This window comes from Aminobacter sp. BA135, assembly GCF_050859125.1.
GTDB classification, from domain to species: Bacteria; Pseudomonadota; Alphaproteobacteria; order Rhizobiales; family Rhizobiaceae; genus Aminobacter; species Aminobacter ciceronei.
Map to the genome: position 1 here is coordinate 394135 of NZ_CP139572.1, position 18121 is coordinate 412255.

Annotated in this window: 15 protein-coding genes and 1 pseudogene; 6 read left to right on the forward strand and 10 right to left on the reverse strand. The window is 64.1% G+C overall.

All coding sequences use genetic code 11. The annotated features are described in order from the left end of the window. Positions 1-8: 8 nt before the first annotated feature. The 4 genes and pseudogenes from SLT36_RS01970 to SLT36_RS01985 all read right to left on the reverse strand — a co-directional run. Positions 9-188 (reverse strand): annotated as a pseudogene (locus tag SLT36_RS01970) (aldehyde dehydrogenase family protein); the annotation flags it as partial. Continuing rightward, entirely contained in the window at positions 107-1312 is a 1206-nt protein-coding gene (locus tag SLT36_RS01975; protein WP_432288215.1) for an aldehyde dehydrogenase family protein, read from the reverse strand. The gene SLT36_RS01975 and the pseudogene SLT36_RS01970, both read right to left, overlap by 82 nt. A 183-nt stretch (positions 1313-1495) precedes the next feature. Beyond that, positions 1496-2542: a deoxyribose-phosphate aldolase gene (deoC, locus tag SLT36_RS01980; protein ID WP_432285587.1), complete on the reverse strand. Its 1047-nt coding sequence runs from the start codon at positions 2540-2542 to the stop codon at positions 1496-1498. A gap of 220 nt (positions 2543-2762) precedes the next feature. Beyond that, entirely contained in the window at positions 2763-3590 is an 828-nt protein-coding gene (locus SLT36_RS01985) for a ferredoxin--NADP reductase (RefSeq protein ID WP_432285588.1), read from the reverse strand. Positions 3591-3776: 186 nt separating this feature from the next. On the opposite strand from SLT36_RS01985, the gene SLT36_RS01990 reads away from it, so the two are divergent. Then, entirely contained in the window at positions 3777-5849 is a 2073-nt protein-coding gene (locus SLT36_RS01990) for a hydantoinase/oxoprolinase family protein (protein ID WP_432285589.1), read from the forward strand. Next, entirely contained in the window at positions 5846-7579 is a 1734-nt protein-coding gene (locus SLT36_RS01995) for a hydantoinase B/oxoprolinase family protein (protein ID WP_432285590.1), read from the forward strand. The genes SLT36_RS01990 and SLT36_RS01995 overlap by 4 nt, the downstream gene beginning before the upstream one ends. Before the next feature lie 151 nt (positions 7580-7730). On the opposite strand, the gene SLT36_RS02000 is transcribed toward SLT36_RS01995, so the two are convergent. From SLT36_RS02000 to SLT36_RS02025, 6 genes are all read right to left on the reverse strand, one after another. Continuing rightward, positions 7731-8729 (reverse strand): ABC transporter ATP-binding protein, encoded by a 999-nt coding sequence (locus tag SLT36_RS02000; protein ID WP_067955250.1) that lies wholly within the window; start codon positions 8727-8729, stop codon positions 7731-7733. A 15-nt stretch (positions 8730-8744) separates the two neighbouring features. After that, positions 8745-9761 carry a Gfo/Idh/MocA family protein gene (locus tag SLT36_RS02005; protein WP_432288217.1) on the reverse strand — a complete coding sequence of 339 codons (1017 nt, stop codon included), beginning with the start codon at positions 9759-9761 and terminating at the stop codon, positions 8745-8747. A gap of 44 nt (positions 9762-9805) precedes the next feature. Beyond that, entirely contained in the window at positions 9806-10645 is an 840-nt protein-coding gene (locus SLT36_RS02010) for a carbohydrate ABC transporter permease (RefSeq protein ID WP_067955253.1), read from the reverse strand. A 7-nt stretch (positions 10646-10652) separates the two neighbouring features. Then, positions 10653-11594: a carbohydrate ABC transporter permease gene (locus tag SLT36_RS02015; RefSeq protein WP_432285591.1), complete on the reverse strand. Its 942-nt coding sequence runs from the start codon at positions 11592-11594 to the stop codon at positions 10653-10655. Positions 11595-11814: 220 nt separating this feature from the next. Beyond that, positions 11815-13074 (reverse strand): ABC transporter substrate-binding protein, encoded by a 1260-nt coding sequence (locus tag SLT36_RS02020; protein ID WP_432285592.1) that lies wholly within the window; start codon positions 13072-13074, stop codon positions 11815-11817. Between the two features lie 36 nt (positions 13075-13110). After that, positions 13111-14025, reverse strand: a complete 915-nt coding sequence (locus SLT36_RS02025) for an N-acetylmuramic acid 6-phosphate etherase (RefSeq protein ID WP_432285593.1) — start codon at positions 14023-14025, stop codon at positions 13111-13113. A gap of 197 nt (positions 14026-14222) precedes the next feature. Between SLT36_RS02025 and SLT36_RS02030 the strand changes: the two genes are divergently transcribed. Genes SLT36_RS02030 through nagA form a run of 4 tightly spaced genes read left to right on the forward strand, consistent with a single transcriptional unit; the run spans position 14223 to position 18064 of the window. Further along, positions 14223-15104: a BadF/BadG/BcrA/BcrD ATPase family protein gene (locus SLT36_RS02030; protein WP_432285594.1), complete on the forward strand. Its 882-nt coding sequence runs from the start codon at positions 14223-14225 to the stop codon at positions 15102-15104. Next, complete coding sequence (locus SLT36_RS02035; RefSeq protein ID WP_432285595.1) at positions 15097-15885, forward strand: GntR family transcriptional regulator; 789 nt, start codon at positions 15097-15099, stop codon at positions 15883-15885. Before SLT36_RS02030 ends, SLT36_RS02035 begins: the two co-directional genes overlap by 8 nt. A 14-nt stretch (positions 15886-15899) precedes the next feature. After that, positions 15900-16910, forward strand: coding sequence for an SIS domain-containing protein (locus SLT36_RS02040; RefSeq protein ID WP_192319731.1), 1011 nt, complete (start codon positions 15900-15902; stop codon positions 16908-16910). Further along, positions 16907-18064 (forward strand): N-acetylglucosamine-6-phosphate deacetylase, encoded by a 1158-nt coding sequence (gene nagA, locus SLT36_RS02045; RefSeq protein ID WP_432285596.1) that lies wholly within the window; start codon positions 16907-16909, stop codon positions 18062-18064. Before SLT36_RS02040 ends, nagA begins: the two co-directional genes overlap by 4 nt. Positions 18065-18121: the final 57 nt, after the last annotated feature.

Sequence of the window (18121 nt, forward strand, 5' to 3'; positions counted from 1 at the left end):
GGGGCGACATGCAGCGCCAGATTGACGTTCTCGCTCCACACCGAGGCGGCAAGGCCATAACGGGTGTTGTTGGCAAGCTCGACCGCCTCTTCGGTGTTGCGGAAGCTCATGGTGGCGAGCACCGGACCGAACACCTCTTCCTGGGCGAGGATGTTGGCGGGTGCAACACCGGTCGCCAGCGTCGGCAGGTGATAATAGCCTGATGATGGCACGTCCTGGTCGGGCTGCCAGCAGACCGCCCCTGTCTTGCACCTTCCTCGACAAGGCGCCTGACCCGGTCGAGCTGGGTCTTGTCGACCAGCGGGCCGATGTCGGTGTTCTTGTCGAGCGGAGAACCGACCCGCAGGCGGCTCATCCGTGTCTTGACCTTGGCGATGAAGGCTTCGGCTACGCTCTCCTGCACCAGAAGCCGCGAGCCGGCACAGCAGACCTGGCCCTGGTTGAACCAGATGCCGTCGACAAGCCCTTCGACGGCGCTGTCGAGATCGGCGTCTTCGAAGACAATGAAAGCCGACTTGCCGCCGAGTTCCAGCGACAGCTTTTTGCCACTGCCCGCCGTTGCCTTGCGGATGATCTTGCCGACCTCCGACGAGCCGGTAAACGCGATCTTGTCGATGCCGGGATGGTTGACGATCGCCACCCCTGCCTCGGGTCCGCCCTGGACGATGTTGACCACGCCCTTGGGCACACCTGATCGTTCGCAGATCTCGGCGAAGAGAGAATGGCCGTCAGCGGCGTGAAACTCGGCCGGCTTCAGGACAACGGTGCAGCCGGTGGCAAGAGCGGGTGCGATCTTCCAGGCCAGCATCAGCAGCGGAAAGTTCCACGGGATGATCTGGCCGACGACACCGGCCGGCTTGCGGCCGGGGAATTCCTTGTCCAGCGACTGGGCCCAGCCGGCATGGTGGATGAAGTGGCGGATCGCCAGCGGCACGTCGATGTCGCGGCTTTCGCGGATCGGCTTGCCACATGTCGAGGCTTTCCAGCACCGCAAACAGGCGCTGGTGGCGCTGCATGGCGCGGCGATGGCATAAAGCACCTTGGCCCGCTCGTAACCCGAGGCAGCGCTCCATTTGGGCAATGCCTTGCGGGCTGAGGCAACGGCCGCCTCGATGTCGGCGGCAGAGGCGTCCGACACTTTGGCCAGAAGCTTGCCATCAGAGGGATCGGACGTGTCGAAGCTCTTGCCGTCAATGCCGGCGCGCCAGTCGCCTGCGATGAACAGCGCCTTCGAGAGAAATCGCGGGCCGCAAGCCAGGCATCGGCTTCGCTGCGGGCCTCGGGGGCTGGGGCATAATCCATGGCGTGGTATCGTTCGAGAATGTTCATGAGAGGCTCTCCCTTACCCTCCCCTTGTGGGGAGAGTGGCCCGAAGGGCCGGGTGGGGGTCGTTGTTCGGAAACACGTACAAAACTTGGTCTACTGTCGGGCTCTCACCCCACCCCGCGCCTGCGGCGCGACCCTCCCACAAGGGGGAGGGTTGGGGGCGAGCCCCTCACGCCATGGCGTGGCGGTGGTTGGCCGAGTAGCGGCCGCTGACGTGGTGTTCGAGCTGGCGTTCGATGTCGGTCAACAGGCTCGAGGCGCCGAAGCGGAACAGCTCCGGTTCGAGCCAGGGCCGGCCGAGCTCTTCCTTCATCAGCACCAGCCAGTCGAGCGAGACCTTGGCTGTCGAGATGCCACCGGCCGGCTTGAAGCCGATGAGATAGCCGGTCTGCTCGTGATAGGCCCTGATGGCCCTGACCATGGCAAGGCCAACGGGGAGCGTCGCGTTGACGCTTTCCTTGCCAGTCGAGGTCTTGATGAAGTCGGCACCCGCCATCATCGCCACCATCGAGGCCAGCGTGACATTGCGCAAAGTCGCCAGATCGCCGGTGCCCAGGATGACCTTGAGATGGGCCTCGCCGCAGGCAGCACGCATCTGCTTGATCTCGTCATAGAGCTCCTGCCACCTGGCACCGAATACCAGTCCGCGCGGAATGACGACGTCGATCTCGTCGGCACCGTCTGATACCGACGCCTCGATCTCGGCAAGACGTGTCGACAGGGGTGCCAGGCCATGCGGAAAGGCCGTCGACACCGCAGCGACATGGATGCCCGAGCCCTTCACCACTTCCACAGCAGTGGCGACGAACGGATGATAGACGCAGACCGCCGCCGGGCGGATCAGCACATCGCCCAGCCCCAGCGCCTCGGTCAGGTCACGGCGCAGCGGGTTCAGCGCCTTGGCGCAGAGCCGGCGCACACGCTCGTCGGTGTCGTTGGAGTTGAGCGTCGTCAGGTCCATCAGCGAGATCGACCGCAACAGCCACGCCGCCTGGTTGTCGGCCTTGATCGAGCGCCGCTTGGTCAGCGTGCCGACCCTGCGCTCCAGCGCCGAGCGGTTGACGCAACGCATCGATTCCAGAAAACTAAGATCCAGCGCCATGCCGGGGTTGCGGACTATGGCGTGCGTGTCGGCGGCATTCGCGGCCATCCGCGACGGCAAGGGTGTAACGGTGGCGGATGACGGATTCTCGGCTTCGCGCAGCTTGCCGCTCATGTTACTGCCTCCTCCGGACGCCTTGTTGTCGGCGCGATATCTCAGGCGCCGTCGACGAAAAGCCAAGCTTTCGTCGCGGCACAAACAAGAATAGCCCGTGGTGCCAAGCTCCACGAGTCCCGGGGTGGAAGATAGACGAAAAAATCGAAACGGCGCGGACTATCTTGACCGAATGGTCAAAACGCCGGACCGACAGAGCGACCCGGCGCGAAGAGAAGCATCAGCCGACGAAGGCGCGCTCGACGACGAAGCTGCCCGGCTCATGCAGCGAGCCCTCGACGAAGCCGAGGCTCTCGGCCAGTTCCTTGACGTCCTTCAGCATGTGCATCGAGCCGCAGATCATGATGCGGTCGGTCTCGGGATCGAGCTTGTCGATGCCGAGGTCGCTGAAAAACTTGCCCGACGCGATCAGCGCGGTGATGCGGCCCATGCGCTCGGATTCCTCACGCGTCGTCGAATTGTAGAGGGTGACGCGGCCATGGGTCAGCTCGCCGATCAGCGGGTCGCTTTCGAGATTGGCGACCAGTTCCTGGCCATAGGTCAGCTCGGCCACGTCGCGGCAGGTGTGGGTAAGGAAGACATGCTCGTAGCGTTCATAGGTGTCGGGATCGCGCAGCAGGCTGGCGAAGGGCGCGATGCCGGTGCCGGTCGAGATCATGAACAGGCGCTTGCCCGGGGTCAGCGCGTCGAGCACCAGCGTGCCGGTCGACTTCTGGCGCATCAGCACGGTGTCGCCGGGAACGATCTTCTGCAGCTCGGAGGTCAACGGACCATCCGGCACCTTGATCGAGAAGAACTCGACTTCGTCGTCCCAGGAGGGGCTTGCCACCGAATAGGCACGGTAGACCGGCTTTTCGGCATTGGGCAGGCCGATCATGACGAACTCACCCGAACGGAAGCGCAGCGACTGCGGCCGGGTGATGCGGAAGGAAAAGAGGCGATCCGTGTAATGTTTCACCGAAACGACCGTTTCGGCGTAGACATTGGCAGGGATTGGGAACTGAAGCGGCTTGGCTTCGGCCGTCTTCAGCGCTGCTGCGGTGTTCATCGATCAAACCTCTCGCCCGGCGCGGCGACGTTTCCAGACCCGGCGCGCAGCGGAAATACAGGCAAATAATGGGACCTTGTTCGGCTTATTAATTAGTATACAAATGATATCAGCGTCAAGATTGTGGCATAAAACGCCTTTCTAAACTGGCACAGGAACGTAGTCCGGGCTTTTCGGGATTAGTCCATGGACGAGAATATTCCCGCACAGGCGGGAAATGTCGTGGCAGGCATCGACGTCGGGGGCACCTTCACCGACCTGCTGCTGATCGATGGCAGGGATGGCGGGACAGTCCGCATCGCCAAGACACCGACAACTGTCGAAAACCAGGCCCATGGCGTGATCGCGGCACTCGCTGCAACCGGTTTTCCGGTCGCCGACATCGACCTCATCGTGCATGGCACGACCACCACCACCAACGCAGTCCTCGAGCGCAGGCTGGCCAAAACCGGCATGATCACCACGCGCGGCTTTCGCGACGTGATCGAACTCGGCAGGCGGACCCGGCCGCAGCCCTATGGCATGACCGGCGTGTTCGTGCCTGTCATCCCGCGCAATCTCAGGCTCGAGGTTACCGAACGCGTCGAAGCCTCGGGGCGGGTGCGCGAGTCGCTCGACGAGAACGAGCTGCGGCAGGCAGTCAGTCAGCTGGTCGCCGCTGGTTGCGAGGCGCTGGTCATCCATTTCCTGCATGCCTACGCCAACCCTGCGCATGAGCGACGCGCCGCGGAGATCGCGGCGGAGACCTGGCCAAATGGCCACATCACGACCGGGCATTCGCTGCTGTCGGAAGCGCGCGAATTCGAACGCGGGGTCACCGCCTCGGTCAACGCCGCTGTGCAGCCGATCCTCGAACGGTATGTCGGGCGACTGCGCGACGAACTCGGCCAGCGCGGCTATGGCCGCGACTTCCTGATCATGAACGGCAATGGCGGCATGATCTCGGCGCGCTTCGTCACCCGCGAGGCGGCAAAGACCGTCATGTCGGGGCCTGCCTCCGGCGTCATCGCCGCAGCCCATACCGGACGGCGTGCCGGCTTCGGGCATCTCGTCACCTATGACATGGGCGGCACCTCAACCGACGTCGCACTGATCCTCAATGCCGAGCCCGCGGTCTCCAACGAGATCGAGATCGAATATGCGATGCCGATCCATGTGCCGATGGTGGCGGTGCACACCGTGGGCGCCGGCGGCGGCTCGATCGCGCGTGTCGACGCCTCCGGGCTGATCCAGGTCGGGCCGGAGAGCGCCGGCGCCAATCCCGGACCTGTGTGCTACGGCCGCGGCGGCGCCGAACCGACAATCACTGACGCAAATCTCGTGCTCGGACGGCTCGACCCGAAGAAGCTGCTTGCCGTCGACGCACCGGTGACGGTCGAGACGGTGCGGAAAATCTTCGCCGACAGGATCGGCAAGTCGACCGGCCTCGACGGTGTTTCGGCGGCAGGGGCGGTGCTGCGGCTCGGCAATATGAAGATGGCAGGCGCCATCCGCATGGTGTCGGTGTCGCGCGGCCACGACCCGCGCGACTTCACGCTGTTTGCCTTCGGCGGCGCCGGTCCACTGCATGCGTCTGCGCTGGCTCGAGAACTCGGCCTGCCCCGCATATTGGTGCCGGCGCGGCCCGGCATCACCAATGCGCTCGGCTGCGTCGTCGCCGATCTGCGCCACGACTTCGTCAACACGGTCAACCAGCCCGTCGCGCTGCTCGACGAGCAGCGGGCGCGGGACATTCTCGCCGGGCATCGGACGGCAGGCGAGGCGCTGATCGCCCAGGAGGCGGTGCGGCCGAAGAGCATTCGCGTCAGCCACTCCGCCGACATGCAATTCGTCGGGCAGACGCACATCGTCAACGTGCCGCTACCCTCGGCGGATGTCGACCGCGCGACGTTGCAAGCGCTGTTCGAGAAGGCCTATTTCGCCCGTTTCAAGGTCGAACTGCCGGAGATCCGCGCCAATCTCGTCAACCTCAACACATCGGTGACCGGCGCCCGCCCCGAGGTCGACCTCAGCCGCCTGATCGATCCGGCTGGGCGGGCGGCGACGCTGGCGGAAGCGCTGCGCGAGGTGCGCCCGGTATGGTTCGACGGCAGTTGGCACGACACGCCGGTCTATCTCAGGGAGAAGCTGCCGCTCGACGCCGAGATCTTGGGACCGGCGATCCTCGAACAGATGGATGCGACGACGGTTCTGGAGCCGGGCGACCGGGCCCGGTCGGACCGGGATGGGAACATCATCGTCGAGGTGGAGGCGCCATGACCCTCGACGCCATCACGCTTTCCGTCATCCAGGCGGCACTGCAGCAAACCTGCGACGAGATGGACCTGACGTTTTCGCGCGCAGCGTTTTCGCCGGTCATCGCCGAGGCCAACGACCGCTCTGACGGCATCTACTCGGCGGTCGACGGGGCGCTGATCGCGCAAGGGTCGCAAGGGCTGCCGGTGTTCGTCGGCGTCATGCAGCACTCGACGAAAACCATCATCGAGATGATAGCGGACCGGCGCGTACTGCCGCCCGAACCAGGCGACATCTATGTCGTCAACGACCCCTATCTCGGCGGCACGCATCTGATGGACGTGCGTTTTGCCATGCCGGTTTGGCGCGCGGGAAAAATCTTCTGCTGGCTGTCCAACACCGGCCACTGGCCCGATATCGGCGGCGCAGTGCCCGGAGGCTTTTCCGCCTCGGCGACGGCAGTGGAACAGGAGGGCCTGCGCCTGCCGCCGGTCAAACTGTTCAAGAAAGGGGCCATGGACCCCGAGATCTACGCCATCATCTGTTCGAACATCCGGGTGGCCGACCAGCGCATCGGCGACATCCGCGCCCAGGCGGCGGCGCTCCATGTCGGCCAGCACAGGCTGTTCCAGATTCTTGATCGTTACGGTGATGACACCGTAACGGCGGCGATCGCCGAACTGCGCCGGCGCGCGGCGGAACAGATGCGGGCGCATATCGCTTCCCTGCCCGACGGCATCTACCGGTCAAAGGCCTTCGTCGATTCCGACGGTGTTGTCGATGCGCCGCTGACCATCGCGCTGTCGATCGCCAAGGCCGGCGACACGCTGACCTTCGACTTCGCCGGCTCGTCCGCACCTTGCGCCGGGCCGATGAACAGCGTTCTGGCGACGACATTGTCCTCGGTCTATCTCGCCATGCGGCACATCTTTCCCGATGTGCCGATCAGCGCGGGCGCCTTCGAGCCGTTGATCGTCAAGCGGCCGGAGGGCACGTTCTTGGATGCGCGCTACCCTCGCCCCGTCTCGGGCTGCGCGGCGGAAGTGTCGCAGCGCATCGCCGAGGCCGTCTTCGCCGCCATGGTGCAGGCGGCTCCCGACAAGGTGACGGCGGCGCCCGCCGGTTCTAGCGGCAATTTCGCGCTCGGCGGCAATGATCCGGCGCGCGGCCGCGACTATGTCATGTACCAGATCTCGGGCGGCGGTTATGGCGGCAATTCAAGTCATGACGGGCTGTCGAACGGCTGTTCGACCATCGGCATCTCGAAATCGCCGCCGGTCGAGATCATGGAACAGGCCTATCCCGTGCTCTACCGACACTATGCCTTGCGCGAGGGATCTGGCGGCGCCGGCAAACAGCGCGGCGGCTTTGGCCTCGCCTACGAGATCGAGCTGCTGCGTGGCGCGGCGCGCGCTTCCTTTGTCATGGATCATGGCCGCACCGGCCCGCAGGGCGCACTCGGCGGGCGCGATGGCATGGTCAATTCGGTGACGGTGTTTCGCGACGGCGCGGCGCATGTGCCGCCGCATCTGTCCAAGGAGCAGGACATTCCGCTGAAATCAGGCGACCGCGTGTCGGTCGGCACGCCGGGCGGCGGCGGTTATGGCGATCCGATGGAGCGCGATCCCGACCTGGTGCTGCGTGATGTCCGGCTCGGCTACTACATACGCGAGCAGGCGGCTGACATGTTCGGAGTGGTGATTGGGAATGATGGGGTGGATGCCGAAGCGACTGCCCATCTGAGGCGGCGGTAACCGCCTCTCCGTCGAGGGGGCGAGGAACCGAGTTCTGGCAGATTGCGCCCTTCGAGATTGGCGTTTCCTCGCCCCCATGGAGTGGGGGAGAGGTGGCACGGCGAAGCCGTGACGGAGAGGGGGTAGCCGCCCTCCCCGCCGCATCAAATCGTCAGCCCAGAACCTTCCCGTCTTCGCCGAAGCGATAGGTGCGGGCTGGCTCGGGCGTCGCATAAAGCGTGGCGCCGGGGCCGGTCTGGTACTCGCCGAACAGGCGAATGGTGATGAGGCCGGCCTTTTCGGTTTCGAGGAAGACATTGGTGTCGGCGCCGAGATGCTCGGCATGGACCACCGTCCCTTTCCACGCGCCCTCGGTCTGGCTGACCGAAATGTGCTCGGGGCGGACGCCGACCGTCTTGACGGTTTCGCCGAGGCGAGCGCCTTCGATGAAGTTCATTTTTGGCGAGCCGATGAAACCGGCAACGAACAGGTTGGCCGGCTTGTTGTAGAGCTCCATCGGCGCACCGACCTGCTCGATGCGGCCAGCGTTGAGCACGACGATGCGATCAGCCAGCGTCATCGCCTCGACCTGGTCGTGAGTGACGTAGACCATCGTCGCCTTGAGGCGGTTGTGCAACTGGGCGATCTCGAGGCGCGTGTTGACGCGTAGGGCGGCGTCGAGGTTCGACAGCGGCTCATCGAAGAGGAACAGCTTGGGCTCGCGCACCAGGGCACGGCCGATGGCAACGCGCTGGCGCTGGCCACCGGAGAGTTCGGCCGGACGACGCTTGAGGTAGGGCTCCAGCGACAGCATGGCCGAAGAAGCGGCAATGCGCTTGTCGATCTCGGCCGTCGGCGTGCCGGCCTGCTTGAGGCCGAGCGCCATGTTGTCGCGCACGGTGAGATGTGGGTAGAGCGCGTAGGTTTGGAACACCATTGCGATGCCGCGCTTCGACGGCGGGGCGTTGGTGACCCTGGCGTCGTCGATCAGCACATTGCCCGAGGTCGCGTCCTCGAGGCCGGCGATGATGCGCAGCAGCGTCGACTTTCCGCAGCCCGACGGGCCGACGAAGACAACGAACTCACCGTCCTTGACGTCGAGGTCGATGCCCTTCAGCACGTCGACCGGGCCAAAGGACTTCTTGACGTTTTCGATCTTGAGAGAACCCACAGGTCTTCCTTCCTGTTAAAGCTTGACCGGGCGGCCGGTGCGGACGCTTTCGTCCGCGGCGAGGCACACGCGCAGTGATTTGACGGCATCGTCCATGTGGCGGGTTAGGTCGATGTCCTCGCGGATGGCCTTCAGCACGAAGGCCTGCTCGCGATCACACAGGCCCTGATGGCCCGGCTCGTCCTTCATCGACAGGTCCTCGTCGGCATGGACGAAGCTGCCGTCTGCGCCGAGCTCGGCGCGGTGGACGCGGATCATGCTTGTCTTGGTGTGGGAATCGACGTCGTCCGACTTGGTGGCCGCCTCGTTGACGACGATCGAGACGCTGCCCTTGGGCGAGATCACATCCTTCACGAAGAACGCCGTCTCCGACATCATCGGGCCCCAGCCGGCCTCGTACCAGCCGACCGAACCGTCGCCGAACAGCACTTGCAGGTGACCGTAATTGTACATGTCGGGCGCGATCTCGTCGGTCATGCGCAGGCCCATGCCACGCACCTCGACCGGGTTGGCATCGGTGATCTGGCACATGACATCGAGATAGTGCACGCCGCAGTCGACGATCGGCGAGGTCGTCTTCATCAGCTGCTTGTGGGTGTCCCACTTGTGGGCCGAGGACTGCTGGTTGAGGTTCATGCGGAACACGTAGGGACCGCCAAGCGCACGGGCTTCGCCGATCAGGCGCATCCACGACGGGTGGTGGCGCAGGATGTAGCCGATCACCAGCTTGCGACCATTGGCCTTGGCGCAGGCGACGACCCGCTCGGCGTCGGCGACCGTTGTTGCCAGCGGCTTCTCCAGGAAGACGTGGCAGCCCATCTCCATCGCCTTGACGGCATAATCGGCATGGCTGTCGGAATAGGTGTTGATCGAGGCGACGTCTGGTCTGAGTTCACGCAACGCGCCTTCGAAGGAGCGCTGGATGCCGTAACCTTCCATGCCCTCGGGCAGCGGCACGTCGGAGCGGTTGACCAGGGCTGCGATCTCGAAGCCGGGGTTGTTGTGATAGGCCAGCGCGTGGCTGCGGCCCATGTTGCCGAGGCCGGCAACGACGACACGAAGGGGCTTTTCAGTTGTCACTTGACGGCTCCGGAAGTGATGCCGCGGATCAGCTGCCGCGAGAAGAAGAAGTAGAGGATCAGCACCGGCAGGATCGCCAGCGAGAGTGCCGCCAGCACGGCGTTCCAGTTGGTGACGAACTGGCCGATGAACACCTGGGCGCCAAGGGTGACCGTCTTGGTCGCCTCGGACGGCGCCAGGATCAGCGGGAACCAAAGGTCGTTCCAGATCGGGATCATGGTGAAGACCGCAACCGTCGCCATTGCCGGACGGACCAGCGGCAGGACGAGGCGGAAGAAGATGCGGTATTCCGAGAGACCGTCGATGCGGCCGGCGTTCTTCAGATCGTCCGACACCTGCTTCATGAATTCGGACAGGATGAAGACGGCGAGCGGCAGGCCTTGGGCGGTGTAGACCAGGATCAGCGCGGTCAGCGTGTTGACCAGGCCCGACGCCACCATCAGCTGCAGGATCGCGACCGTGCCGAGGCGGATCGGGATCATGATGCCGAGGGCCAGATAGAGGCCCATCATGGTGTTGCCCTTGAAACGGTACTCCGACAGCGCAAACGCGGCCATGGCGCCGAACAAAAGCACGAAGAACAGCGAGGCGACCGTGACGATCAGGCTGTTCTGGAAATAGAGGAAGAAGTCGCCCTGCGCCATCACGGTGGTGTAGCCGATCAGGTCGAAGGTCTCTGATGTCGGCAGCGACAGCGGCGACCGGAAGATGGCGTTGCGCGACTTGAACGAGTTGACGACGATGACGATCACCGGAAACAGCGCGATCGCGGTGTAGGTCAGCAGCACCGCATGGGCGCCGATGGTGCGTGGCAGGGAGGAGGCAGCCTTGCTCATGACGCCCTCAGAACTGGTAGCGGCGCAGCCGCGTCTGGATAAGGAAAAGGTACAGGCAGACGCCGGCGAGGATGATGAAGAACATCATCGAGGCGATGGTGGCGCCCATGTTCTTGTCGCCGATCTGCAGCTGGAAGCCGAAGAAGGTTCGGTAGAGGAAGGTACCCAGGATATCGGTGGCATAGTTTGGACCGGCAAGTGCGCCCTGCGCCGAATAGATCAGGTCGAAGGCGTTGAAGTTGCCGACAAAGGTCAGGATCGAGATGATGCCGATGGAGGGCAGGATCAGGGGCAGCTGGATTTTCCAAAACTGCGAGAAGCCGGTGACGCCGTCGCATTCGGCAGCCTCGATGACCTCGTCGGGGATCGACAGCATGGCGGCGTAGATCAGCATCATCGGGATGCCGACGAACTGCCAGACCGAGATCAGGCTGAGCGTGGTCAGCGCATATTCTTCCTTGCCGAGCCAAGGCACGAACAGGCTCTTCAGGCCGACGAGATCGAGCAGGTTGGGCGCCACTCCCCAGAGCGGGCTCAGGATCAGTTTCCAGGCGAAGCCAACGATGACGAAGGACAGCAGCGTCGGGATGAAGATCGCCGTGCGGTAGAAAGCCGAGAAGCGCAGCTTGGGGCTCGACAGAAGGGCCGCAAGGACCACGCCGATCGGATTCTGCACCAGCATATGGATGATGAAGAACCAGGTGTTGTTGCCGAGCGCGTTCCAGAACGAAGCCGACCAGCGCGGATCGCCGAACAGGGTGCGGAAATTGTCGAAGCCGGCGAAGACCTGGGCATTGTCGACATTGCGGAACAGCGACAGCTGCAAGGTACCGAACAGCGGCAGGATCATCACCGCGGTGTAGACCAGCAGCGCAGGCGCCAGGAACACGGCGATGTGCCAACGTGTTGGTCTTCTGTCTTGGCTATGCTCTAGGCTTTGCTGCGACATGTCAAAATCCCTGGGTCCGGCCGTTTAGGAGGGCCGTTGTTCATCATAGCGAGGATGGACCTCTGCGGGCTTCCCGCCAATGGCCTGGGAAGCAGTAGCGCATCTTTGTGCGCCAGCATTCAACCCCTCTTGCCGATTCCGCGAGGTTCGAAATCGCCGAGGGAATGGAGAGCGCCGCCAAGGCGGCGCCCTCCCAAGCGAGCATCAAGCCCGCCGCATCTTACTTAGCCGGCTTGAACCAGCTGTCGAGGCCCTTCTGCAGTTCGGCAGAAGCAGCTTCCGGGGTCTCGGTGCCGTTGATGACGTTCGCCGACTTGACCCAGGTTTCGTTCTCGAGGTTCGGCGTGCCGCGCGACAGGACCTGGTAGGTCGAGCGGATCGTCGGCTTGCACTTCTCGCGCCAGGAGACGAATTCCTGGGCCAGCGGATCTTCCATCTTCACGGCGGCCGAGTTCAGGCTGAAGAAGCCCGGCAGCGCGTTGGCATAGATGGTCGCGAATTCTGGCGAAGCCACCCAGGTCAGGAAGGTCTTGGCGGCTTCGGCATTTGCGCTCTTGGGGTTGAGACCAATGCCGATGTCGTTGTGGTCCGAGATGTAGCAGGTGTCGCCAGCCTTGCGGACCGGCGGCGGGAAGGCGCCCATCTTGAACTGAGCCTGGGTGTTGAAGGTCGCGATCTCCCACGAACCGGCCGGATAGATGGCGGCGCGACCGAGGGTGAACAGGTTCTGGCTGTCCGGATAGGTCTGGGCTTCGAAACCGTCGCCGAGGTAAGGCTTCCACTTGGCCAGCGTCGCATAAGGCGCAACCCAGTCGGCGTCGGTCAGCTTCTGCTCGCCCTTGATCAGCGCGAGGCGGCCTTCCTCACCCTTCCAGTAGTTCGGGCCGATGTTCTGGTAGCCCATGGTCGCGGCTTCCCAGAGGTCCTTGGTGCCCATCGCCATCGGGATGTAGGTGCCGTCGGCCTTGATCTTGTCGAGTGCTGCGAAGAACTCGTCCTCGGTCGCCGGCACGGCAATGCCGAGCTTCTCGAAGGCGTCCTTGTTGTAGATGAAGCCGTGGATGACGGACGCCATCGGCACGCAGAAGCTGGCCTTGCCATCGTCGGTCTGCCAGGCGGACTTGGCGACGTCGGAGAAGTTCTCCATGCCCTTCAGCGAGGTCAGGTCGGCGAGGTGACCCTTCTTGAACAGCTCGAGCGAAGCGTCGAACGGACGGCAGGTGATCAGGTCACCGGCCGAGCCTGCGTCGAGCTTGGCGTTGAGGGCGGCGTTGTACTCGGTCGGAGCCGACGGCGAGAAGGTGACCTTGATACCCGGATTGGCCTTCTCGAAGGCCGGGATCAGCTTTTCCTGCCAGATGGCGAGGTCGTCGTTGCGCCAGCTTTCGATCGTCAGCGTCTTGTCCTGGGCGAGAGCGATCCCGGCGGAGCCGAGAATGCTGGACGCCATCAGAAGTCCAGTAAGCAACTTGTTAGACATTTCAGTTCTCCCTGTTTTGTACTTTCTCTCGGGCCTCTACTGATGAGAGCCACTGCTCCCCTCGAGCTTCGAAAGTGCGGACCTGAGCCGTTGGTCCGCCCCTTCAAGAAGTTGGTTTGCCGCTTCCGGGCTGGACGCGCCGGAAGCCAAAAGGATGGCGAGCTTGACCGAACCGCCGCTCTTTGCGAGCAGGGCCTGGGCAGTCGCCGTATCGCAGCCTGAAATGGCCGAAACGATACGCGCGGCACGCTCGTGCAGCTTGATGTTGTCGGCGTGCAGATTGACCATGTAGCCGTCATGGACATGGCCGAGATGAATCGCGGCCAGCGTCGACATCATGTTGAGCGCGATCTTCTGCGCCGTGCCGGCACCCATGCGGGTCGAGCCGGCAACCACTTCCGGCGGCGTTGCCAGCAGCACGGAAACATCGGCGCGGTCGAACATCGGCGCGCCTGCATTGTTGGCGAAGGCGATGGTCGCGGCACCGCGGCGCCGCGCCTCTTCGAGCGCGCTCATTGCATAAGGCGTCGAGCCGCTGGCCGAGACAGCGACAAGGCAGTCGCCCGCTTCGATGCCGGTCGCGGCAACGTCGCTGGCGGCCAGGGCGACATCGTCCTCGGGACCGCCGGCGAGATTGACCAGCGCCTCGCGGCCGCCAGCCAGAAGAATGAAGACACGCTCGCGCGGGATGCCGAAGGTGCCGGGCAGTTCGAGCGCATCGGCCAGCGCCATCAGGCCGGAGCTTCCGGCCGCCGCGTAAACGAGACGACCGCCGCGTGCGAGGCAGGCAGCAATCTTTTCAGCGGCTTGGGCAATTGCGGGGATGGCGGCGTGAACGGCGCGCGCAGCTTCGATCTGCGCATCGGCAAGCAGGCGAAGAACGGAATCGGGCGCCTGGGCATCAATGCCCCCGGCATCCTTGTGGACCGCTTCTGTACGCCTTGGCGCCATTCTGTCTCTCCCTTTCATCGACAATACCAAAAAAATACCACTTGTCCAGCGCCGTTAACAAATTCCTTTGCTGCAGCGCAAGGCAATGCAAAAATCCTATAAAATTCAATTGAATGAGCGCCGGGTTCCGCCATCCGGAATTTAACACTTGGCTATTGGTATTTTATTGGTATTATCAGCATCAAGGAGAAAACACCGTGGATCTTGTGCTCGGGATAGATGGTGGCGGCACGGGCTGCCGGGCCGCTCTGGCCAATGCAAGCGGCGATATCATCGGCCGCGGGCGTGGCGGGCCGGCCAATATCCGCACCGACCTTGCCGGTGCGTGCAACAATATCGTCGAGGCAGCGCGCCAGGCATTCGCGGATGCCGGCCAGGACCCGGCATTGATCGCCAATGTCGATGCGGTGCTCGGGCTCGCAGGCGCCAATGTCGGCGACTACAAGCAGCGGCTTGAAGCCATGCTGCCGTTTCGAAACAGCTGCGTAGAGAATGACTCGCTGATTTCGTTGGAAGGCGCGCTCGGCGACCATGACGGCGCGATCGCGGCACTCGGTACCGGCACCGTCTATCTCGGTCGCAGGCTCGGAAAGTTCCAGCCCCTCGGCGGCTGGGGCTTCCAGATCGGTGATCTCGGCAGCGGCGCGCGCATCGGCCGCGACCTGCTGCAGGAAAGCCTGCTGGTCTACGACAGGATCCATGCCGGCTCGGCACTGACCGACATTATGCTGGAGCGCTTCAACGACAACCCCAGCGACATCGTCGAGTTCACCACCAATGCGAAGCCCGGAGACTACGGCCAGTTTGCGCCGATGGTTTTCGAGCATGCAGCAAAAGGCGACGCCGTCGGGCAGAAGCTGATCGAGCGCGCGGTTGACGACGTCGAGGAAACGCTTGCTGTGTTCGATCTCGCGCCCAGCGAGCGGCTCTGCCTTCTCGGCGGGCTTGCCGGCCTCTATGCACCGCTGCTTTCCAAGCGCTATCGCGCCATCATGCATCCGCCGCTGCAGGACGCGCTCGGCGGCGCCGTGCAGATGGCGGTGAAGAAATTCGGCAAAGCGGGAGGTCGCCATGGATGACGGTGCCGAACGCATTTTCGCCGCCCTGCGCGACGTCAGCCAGTCTGGCGCGCCACTTTACCTCCAGCTCAAGAAGAACATCGAGGAAGCGGTCAAGCGCGGCCTGATCGGTCCCGGCGACGCCCTGCCCTCGGAGCGCGATATTGCGGCCCAGGCCGACATTTCGCGCGTCACCGTGCGCAAGGCGGTGCAGGACCTGGTCAAGTCGGGCGTGCTGGTGCAGCGCCACGGCTCGGGCACATTCGTTGCCCCACGCATGGAGCGCGTCGAGCAGTCGCTGTCGCGCCTGACCTCGTTCACTGAAGACATGGCGCGGCGTGGAATGGCCGCTCGGTCGCAATGGCTCGATCGCGGCATCTACACCGCTTCGCCGGACGAGATGATGGTGCTTGGGCTCTCGGCCAGCGAGCTGGTGTCCAGACTGAGCCGCCTGCGCATCGCCGACGAGACGCCGCTCGCCATCGAGCGCGCAACAATTTCGGCTTCGGTGCTGCCAGACCCTCACGAAGTGACATCTTCGCTCTATGTGGCTCTTGGCAAGACCGGTCATCGCCCGGTCCGGGCCGTGCAGCGCATCTCCGCCGTCAATCTCGGCGAAGCCGAGGCACAGCTCCTGGCCGTGCCCATTGGCTCGGCCTGCCTGCAGATCGAGCGCATTTCGTACCTTGCCAGCGGCAAGGTGATCGAGTTCACCAAGTCGATCTATCGCGGCGACGCCTATGACTTCGTCGCGGAACTGAGATTGCCCGGCCCGGATGGGCAAGAAGGAGAAGCTACTTGAACGCGACTACCCATATGCGGCGCGAAATCGCCGAAATCCCAGAAGCGACCGCCCGCCTGCTGGAAGGCTCGGCCAAGGAACTGGCGGAGACCGGCCTGCACCTGAAGCGCGCCAATCCCCGTTTCGTCACGACGGTCGCCCGTGGCTCCTCCGACCACGCCGCCTCCTTCCTCAAATATGCGATCGAGCTCAATGCCGGCCTGCCGGTGGCATCCATCGGCCCGTCGATCTCGTCGATCTATGGCGCCAGGCTGAAGCTCGCCGACTCAGCCTGCCTCGCCATTTCGCAGTCGGGCAAGAGCCCCGATATCGTCGCCATGGCCGAGGGTGCCCGCTCAGGCGGCGCGCTGACGATCGCGCTGACCAACACCGCCGGCTCGCCGCTGGCCGAAGCGTCCGAGCACGCCATCGACATTCGCGCCGGCGTCGAGAAGAGCGTCGCTGCCACCAAGACCTTCGTCAACTCGGCTGTTGCGGGCCTTGCCGTGCTCGCCCACTGGACCGGCGACGACAAGCTGCTCGCCGCGCTGAACGCGCTGCCGGAGCACTTCGCCAAGGCTGTCGACTGCGACTGGATGGGCATTGCCGGCGAGCTGACCGAAGGCAATTCGCTGTTCATCCTCGGCCGCGGTCCGTCCTTTGCCATCGCCAACGAGGCGGCGCTGAAGTTCAAGGAAACCTGCGCCATGCACGCCGAGTCCTACAGCGCGGCGGAAGTGATGCACGGCCCTCTGGCGCTGGTGCGCCCCGGCTTCCCGGTGCTGGCGCTGGCTGCCCGCGACGCCTCCGAGCCGTCAATAGCGGACGCCGCCGACGGCCTCGCCGAGCGTGGTGCAGCGATCCACATCACTTCGTCTCTGGCCAAGAAGGCCAAGGTTCTGGAGCATGTCGCCACCGGCCATCCGCTCACCGATCCGCTGATGCTGATCGCCTCGTTCTACGGCTTCGTCGAGGCCTTCGCCCGCCATCGCGGCCTCAATCCCGACACTCCGCCCAACCTGCGCAAAGTGACCGAAACGATATGAGCGACCGTCTTGCCATTGCAGCCGGGCGCATCTTCGACGGTGACGCCTGGCACCAGGACACCGCGCTGCTGATCGCGGACGGCGTCATCGAGGGCATCGTCGCGCGCCGCGACATTCCCGCGGGCGTGCAGGTCACGGAGGCGGGTGCAATGCTCGTCCCCGGCTTCATCGATCTGCAGGTCAATGGCGGCGGCGGGCTGATGCTCAATGACAAGCCCGACGTCGACACGCTCGAAATCGTCTGCAAAGCGCAGATGGCCTTCGGCACGACGGCGGTGCTGCCGACGCTGATCACCGACACGCGCGAGATCACCCGCTCGACGATCGCCGCCGGCGTGGAAGCCGCGAAGCGGAAAGTGCCGGGCTTCCTCGGCCTGCACCTCGAAGGTCCACATCTGTCGCTCGCCCGCAAGGGCGCGCACGATCCGCAACTGATCCGCCCGATGGATGCCGAAGACGAGGCAGCGCTGATTGCCGCGCGACCGTCGATGCCGGTGCTTTTGACGACGATTGCGCCTGAATCGGTCAAGGCCGAGCAGGTCAAGCTGCTGTCGGATGCCGGCATCGTCATCAGCCTCGGCCACACCGACACCAGCTACCGCACCGCCAAGGACTATGCCGAGGCGGGCGCTTCGATGGCGACACATCTGTTCAACGCCATGAGCCAGATCGGCAACCGCGAGCCCGGTCTCGTCGGCGCTGCCGTCAACATTCCGACGCTTTCGGCCGGCCTGATCGCCGACGGCATCCATGTCGACCCGGCGGCAATGCACATTGCGCTCAAGGCCAAGAACGGCCCTGCCCGCATCTTCCTCGTCAGCGACGCCATGGCGACCATCGGCACCGACCTCACCTCGTTCCAGCTTAACGGCCGGACGATCAAGCGCGAAAACGGCCGCCTGACGCTGGAAAACGGCACGCTCGCCGGTGCAGATCTCGACATGATCTCGGCGGTGCGGTTCATGCACGAGAAGATGGGCTACACCCTCGACGAAGCCATCCGCATGGCCTCGCTCTATCCGGCGGAGGCGGTCAAGCAGGAGCATCGCCTCGGACGACTTGCCAAGGGCTATGCTGCGAACGCCGTGCAGCTGACCGACGGGCTCGACGTGTCGGGAACGTGGATCGACGGCAAGAAGGTGTTTGAGGCTTAGCCAGGTGGCGGGGAAGCTCTCCCTCTCCGTCACGGCTTCGAAGCCGTGACGGAGAGG

Bases quoted from the DNA above. Each gene is read 5' to 3' on its own strand.
- deoC (WP_432285587.1), bottom strand. From the start codon at position 2,542: ATGAGCGGCAAGCTGCGCGAAGCCGAGAATCCGTCATCCGCCACCGTT.
- SLT36_RS01985 (WP_432285588.1), bottom strand. From the start codon at position 3,590: ATGAACACCGCAGCAGCGCTGAAGACGGCCGAAGCCAAGCCGCTTCAG.
- SLT36_RS01990 (WP_432285589.1), top strand. From the start codon at position 3,777: ATGGACGAGAATATTCCCGCACAGGCGGGAAATGTCGTGGCAGGCATC.
- SLT36_RS01995 (WP_432285590.1), top strand. From the start codon at position 5,846: ATGACCCTCGACGCCATCACGCTTTCCGTCATCCAGGCGGCACTGCAG.
- SLT36_RS02005 (WP_432288217.1), bottom strand. From the start codon at position 9,761: ATGGGCCGCAGCCACGCGCTGGCCTATCACAACAACCCCGGCTTCGAG.
- SLT36_RS02010 (WP_067955253.1), bottom strand. From the start codon at position 10,645: ATGAGCAAGGCTGCCTCCTCCCTGCCACGCACCATCGGCGCCCATGCG.
- SLT36_RS02015 (WP_432285591.1), bottom strand. From the start codon at position 11,594: ATGTCGCAGCAAAGCCTAGAGCATAGCCAAGACAGAAGACCAACACGT.
- SLT36_RS02020 (WP_432285592.1), bottom strand. From the start codon at position 13,074: ATGTCTAACAAGTTGCTTACTGGACTTCTGATGGCGTCCAGCATTCTC.
- SLT36_RS02025 (WP_432285593.1), bottom strand. From the start codon at position 14,025: ATGGCGCCAAGGCGTACAGAAGCGGTCCACAAGGATGCCGGGGGCATT.
- SLT36_RS02035 (WP_432285595.1), top strand. From the start codon at position 15,097: ATGGATGACGGTGCCGAACGCATTTTCGCCGCCCTGCGCGACGTCAGC.
- SLT36_RS02040 (WP_192319731.1), top strand. From the start codon at position 15,900: ATGCGGCGCGAAATCGCCGAAATCCCAGAAGCGACCGCCCGCCTGCTG.
- nagA (WP_432285596.1), top strand. From the start codon at position 16,907: ATGAGCGACCGTCTTGCCATTGCAGCCGGGCGCATCTTCGACGGTGAC.